The 5,247-nt window shown below is 71.3% G+C and carries 5 protein-coding genes and 1 pseudogene; 5 read left to right on the forward strand and 1 reads right to left on the reverse strand.

Features of this window, described 5'->3' with window-relative positions; genetic code table 11:
- From AB8Z36_RS28320 to AB8Z36_RS28340, 5 genes and pseudogenes are all read left to right on the forward strand, one after another.
- Positions 1-272 (forward strand): annotated as a pseudogene (locus AB8Z36_RS28320) (ribonuclease domain-containing protein); the annotation flags it as partial.
- Positions 273-276: 4 nt separating this feature from the next.
- A complete protein-coding gene (locus AB8Z36_RS28325) occupies positions 277-693 on the forward strand; it encodes a barstar family protein (protein ID WP_369216224.1) in 417 nt (138 codons plus the stop codon).
- 173 nt (positions 694-866) lie between these two features.
- Entirely contained in the window at positions 867-2,309 is a 1,443-nt protein-coding gene (locus tag AB8Z36_RS28330; RefSeq protein WP_369216225.1) for a GuaB1 family IMP dehydrogenase-related protein, read from the forward strand.
- Positions 2,310-2,674: 365 nt separating this feature from the next.
- A complete protein-coding gene (locus AB8Z36_RS28335; protein ID WP_369216226.1) occupies positions 2,675-4,153 on the forward strand; it encodes an amino acid permease in 1,479 nt (492 codons plus the stop codon).
- A gap of 10 nt (positions 4,154-4,163) precedes the next feature.
- Complete coding sequence (locus AB8Z36_RS28340; protein ID WP_369216227.1) at positions 4,164-4,619, forward strand: Lrp/AsnC family transcriptional regulator; 456 nt, start codon at positions 4,164-4,166, stop codon at positions 4,617-4,619.
- 43 nt (positions 4,620-4,662) lie between these two features.
- Here the strand turns inward: AB8Z36_RS28340 and AB8Z36_RS28345 are convergent, their stop codons facing one another.
- Positions 4,663-5,220: a Repetin gene (locus AB8Z36_RS28345; protein ID WP_369216228.1), complete on the reverse strand. Its 558-nt coding sequence runs from the start codon at positions 5,218-5,220 to the stop codon at positions 4,663-4,665.
- Positions 5,221-5,247: the final 27 nt, after the last annotated feature.

The following is a 5,247-nucleotide window of genomic DNA, read 5'->3' on the forward strand; positions in this document are numbered from 1 at the left end:
GCATGGCGGCCGTCCGGGCCGACCAGTTGCCCGCCGAGGCACGGCGGACGCTGCGGCGCATCGACGCCGGGGGGCCGTTCCCGTACGAGAAGGACGGGGCCGTCTTCGGGAACCACGAGCGGGAGCTGCCGCGGCGTGAGCGCGGGTACTACCGCGAGTACACCGTCCGCACCCCCGGCGAGCGGGACCGCGGGGCGCGCCGGATCGTCACGGGGGACCGGGGCGAGGTCTACTACACCGATGACCACTACGCGTCCTTCAAGGCGGTGCTGAGCGATGAACGGCGGTACCGGCGGCGGGGCAGGGCCCCTCGCGCCCGTGCTCGGCGCGGCGCGCGAGGCGGGATGGGGCGTCACGGTGCTCTCCCTCACGGGGGTCACGGACAAGGCCGCCTTCATGGAGCGGTGCGCCGAGGCCTTCGGGCTGCCCGAGTGGTTCGGGCGCAACTGGGACGCCCTCGCCGACTGCCTGAGCGACTTCTCCTGGGCGCCGGAGGTGACCGGACGGTGCGTCGTCGTCTCCGGCTGGCAGGAGTACGCGCGTGCCGCCCCGGGGGAGTGGGAGACCGCCCAGGAGGTGTTCTCCGACGCCGTCGCGCACGGGCGGGACGGCGCGCACCCGGCTCTGGAGATCCTGCTCGCCCTCGGCCCCGGACCGGCGCCCCTTCCGGCCACGCAGCGTGCCGGGGCCTGAACGCACCGTTCCGCCCGGCGGCCCGCTTGGACGATCCGACCAAGGGGTCCGCCACCTGCCTGGGTGATCATCCCAGGCGGTGCGGCCCCCATGACGTGGGACACTGAAGTACGTGCTTTTCCCTCGGGCTAACTGTCCGGGGGCCACCTCTGATCGACTGGGATGAGCAGCACGTGCGCTTCCTCAATGACATCCAGCCTGCGTACGACCTGACGTACGACGACGTCTTCATGGTCCCGAGGCGCTCCGCCGTCGGCTCCCGCCAGGGCGTGGACCTCTCCTCGCCCGACGGCACCGGGACCACGATCCCGCTGGTCGTCGCCAACATGACCGCGATCGCCGGCCGCCGCATGGCCGAGACCGTCGCCCGCCGCGGCGGCCTGGTCGTCATTCCGCAGGACATCCCGATCGACGTCGTCACCGAGGTCGTCTCCTGGGTCAAGACGCGCCACCACGTCCTGGACACCCCGATCGTCCTGGCCCCGACCCAGACCGTCGCCGACGCCCTCGCGCTGCTGCCCAAGCGCGCGCACGACGCCGGTGTCGTGGTGGACGAGGACGGCAGGCCCGTGGGCGTCGTCACCGACGCCGACCTGAGCGGCGTGGACCGCTTCACCCAGCTCTCCGAGGTCATGTCGCGGGACCTGCTGCTCCTCGACGCCGGCATCGACCCGCGCGACGCCTTCAACAAGCTGGACGGCGCCAACCGCCGGTACGCGCCCGCCGTGGACAAGGACGGCCGCCTCGCGGGCATCCTGACCCGTACGGGCGCCCTGCGCGCGACCCTGTACACCCCGGCCGTGGACGCCAACGGCAAGCTGCGCGTCGCCGCCGCCGTCGGCATCAACGGCGACGTCGCGGGCAAGGCCAAGCAGCTCCTCGACGCGGGCGTCGACACCCTCGTGGTGGACACCGCGCACGGCCACCAGGAGTCGATGATCTCCGCGGTCAGGGCCGTGCGCGCGCTCGACCCGCAGGTCCCGATCGTCGCGGGCAACATCGTCGCCGCCGAGGGCGTGCGCGACCTCATCGAGGCGGGCGCCGACATCATCAAGGTGGGGGTCGGCCCCGGCGCCATGTGCACCACCCGCATGATGACCGGCGTGGGCCGCCCGCAGTTCTCCGCCGTCCTGGAGTGCGCGGAGGAGGCCAGGAAGTTCGGCAAGCACGTCTGGGCCGACGGCGGTGTCCGCCACCCGCGCGACGTCGCCATGGCGCTGGCCGCCGGTGCGTCGAACGTCATGGTCGGCTCCTGGTTCGCCGGGACCTACGAGTCCCCGGGCGACCTCCAGCAGGACGCCAACGGCCGCCTCTACAAGGAGTCGTTCGGCATGGCCTCCGCCCGCGCGGTGAAGAACCGCACGAGCGAGGAGTCGGCGTACGACCGCGCCCGCAAGGCGCTCTTCGAGGAGGGCATCTCGACCTCCCGCATGTTCCTCGACCCGGCCCGGCCCGGCGTCGAGGACCTGATCGACTCGATCATCGCGGGCGTCCGCTCCTCCTGCACGTACGCGGGCGCCGGGTCCCTCGCGGAGTTCGCCGAGCGGGCCACGGTCGGCATCCAGAGCGCCGCCGGCTACGCCGAGGGCAAGCCGCTGCACGCTAGCTGGAGCTAGCAGCTCTCCGCTGCGGAGGAACGGTTCTGCTCGGGCCGTCGCCCTCCGCGGGCCGGACGTGGCTGATCGCGCGGTTCCCCGCGTCCCCTTCCGGGGGCGCGGGGTTCTGGCTTTTTCGCTTTCCCCGGGCTCCCGCACGCAACGGACGAAACGGACCGCGCAACGAAGAGACGCATATGACCGAAGTGCGCAATGATCAACTGGCGGTGCGCAAGGTTGCTGCATTACGGTCGGGAAGGCGCTGACCTTAGAGTCAGGCGCTGAACGTGTGTGGCGGGGACCGCCTGCTCGGTGGTTCCCCGTCTCCAAGCGCGGATGCCGCCGGTCCCTGCCGCCCTGATTGGCAGCGATGAAGGAGCCAGCGCGTGCTCGACCAAGGCGCACCCCCACAGAACCCTCAGGGCCCCCCGAGCCCTCGGGTGTCCACCGGGCTCGGCGGCCGCTTGATGCGCTGCAAGCCGGTGGAGAACCTGGTCGCGGAGGGTGGACAGGGTGAGGGCGGCTCGCTGAGGCGCTCCCTCGGCATGTGGCAGCTGACCATGATCAGCATCGGTGCCACCCTCGGCACCGGTATCTTCGTCGTCCTCGGCGAGAGCGTCCCCAAGGCCGGGCCCGCCGTGACCCTGTCCTTCGTGATCGCCGGACTGACCGCCCTCTTCTCGGCCCTCTCCTACGCCGAACTCGCCGGGTCCATCCCGGTCGCGGGCTCCTCGTACTCGTACGCGTACGCAACGATGGGCGAACTGATCGCCTGGGTCTGCGGCTGGTGCCTGGTCCTGGAGTACGGCGTGTCCGTCGCCGCCGTGGCCGTCGGCTGGGGCGAGTACCTCAACGAACTGCTCGACGGCACGATCGGCGTCACCATCCCTGACGCGCTCTCCGCCGCGCCCGGCGAGGTCGACGGCGCCATCATCAACCTGCCCGGCCTGCTGGTCGTACTGCTCGCCATGGTCTTCCTGCTCGGCGGCGCCAAGGAGTCGGCGCGCGCCAACACGATCATGGTCATCGTGAAGATCGCCGCGCTCGTGCTCTTCTGCTCCATCGGCTTCATGGGCTTCAAGTCCGGCAACTACTCCGACTTCATGCCGCTCGGCATGGCCGGGGTCAGCGCCGCGGGAGCGAGCCTGTTCTTCTCCTACATCGGCTTCGACGCCGCCTCCACCGCCGGTGAGGAGGCCAAGAACCCGCAGCGTGACCTGCCGCGCGCGATCATGCTCTCGCTGATCATCGTCACCGCGCTCTACGTCCTGGTCGCCGCCGTCGCCGTCGGCGCCTGGAACTGGAAGGACTTCGAGGGCTCCGAGGCCACGCTCGCCGCGATCATGAACGACGTCAGCGGCCAGACCTTCTTCGGCACGCTGCTCGCCGCGGGCGCCGTGATCTCCATCGCCTCCGTCGTCCTCACCGTCCTGTACGGCCAGACCCGGGTGCTCTTCGCGATGTCCCGCGACGGCCTCGTCCCCAAGGTCTTCGGCAAGGTCAGCAAGAAGACCGGCACGCCCCGCGTGAACACCGTCATCGTCTCGCTGTTCTGCGGCGCCCTCGCCTCGGTCATCCCGCTCGGCAAGCTCGTCGACGCCACCAGCATCGGCACGCTCTTCGCCTTCGGCCTGGTCAACATCGCCGTCATCGTGCTGCGCAGGACGCGTCCGGACATGCCCCGCACCTTCCGGGTGCCGCTCGGCTGGCTCTTCCCGGTGCTCGGCTTCGGCTTCTGCGCGTACAACATGTTCAGCCTGGACACCGTGACGTGGATCGTCTTCGGTGTCTGGATGGCGGTCGGGCTCGTGTTCTACTTCGGGTACGGCATGCGCCGCTCCCGATTGGCCACAGCAGAAAAGTGATCCACCCGCCGTGCGACTGAACGATCTCGACGAACGCATCGTGCACGCCCTCGCCGAGGACGCCCGCCGCTCCTACGCCGACATCGGCCAACTGGTCGGTCTCTCCGCGCCCGCCGTGAAGCGGCGCGTGGACCGGCTGCGGGCGACGGGCGCCATCACCGGGTTCACCGTACGGGTGGACCCGGCGGCCCTCGGCTGGGAGACCGAGGGCTTCATCGAGATCTACTGCCGTCGCAACACCTCGCCGGAGGCGATCCAGCGGGGCCTTGAGCGGTACCCCGAAGTCGCGTCCGCGTCCACCGTCACCGGGGACGCGGACGCGATCGTCCAGGTCTTCGCGGCCGACATGCGGCACTTCGAGCGGGTCCTCGAACGGATCGCGGGCGAGCCGTTCGTGGAACGGACGAAGTCGGTACTGGTCCTCTCGCCCCTGATGCGCCGCTTCTCCTCGGGGTCCCCCGCATAGCTCCTTCGGCGGCGGGCGAGGGGCGGGGCGCGCCTCGGCTCCGTCAGTCCGTCGGGTACGGGACCTTCCACGGGACCACGTCGAAGTCGCCGGTGCCCTTACGCACCTTCTCGAACGGGGCCGAGCTGGCGCACTTGGGCAGCTTTCTGGTGTTGTCGGGGCCGCCCGCCGACGCCCAGCTGTAGCCGACGCGGTCCAGGCCGCCCGTGTCGTGGACGGTGAAGCCGACCCGGCCGCCCTTGATCTCCTTGAGGTTGGTGCCGGTGATGATGCCGGTCGCGGTGGCGACCTTGCCGCCGGTCATCAGGCAGTCGATGCGGCCCTCGGCCCAGCCGCCCTTGCCGCCCGGCCGGTCGAGGTGCACGAAGCGGAAGGTGCCGGTCGCCTTCGAGGGGTCGGTGCGGTGCTCGGCCGCCAGATGCGCGTCGAAGGTGAACGTGACGTCCTCGGTGGTCTTCCTGAACAGCTTCGCCGTGCCGGTGAGCGCGGCGGCCTCGCGCTCCCCGGCCTGCCCGGCGGGCCGGGCGGGCCCGTCGTCGCCGGACGCGGCGGCCACACCCCCGGCCCCCGCGGTCAGCAGCAGGGCCGTGGCGAGGCCGATGAGGGCGCCGCGCTCCCCGGCCTGCCC

This window comes from Streptomyces flavofungini (assembly GCF_041028215.1).
Lineage (GTDB): Bacteria > Actinomycetota > Actinomycetes > Streptomycetales > Streptomycetaceae > Streptomyces > Streptomyces flavofungini_B.

Excerpts from the sequence above, each read along its gene's own strand:
- AB8Z36_RS28325 (WP_369216224.1), top strand. The coding sequence starts at position 277 with ATGAACGGCGGTACCGGCGGCGGGGCAGGGCCCCTCGCGCCCGTGCTC.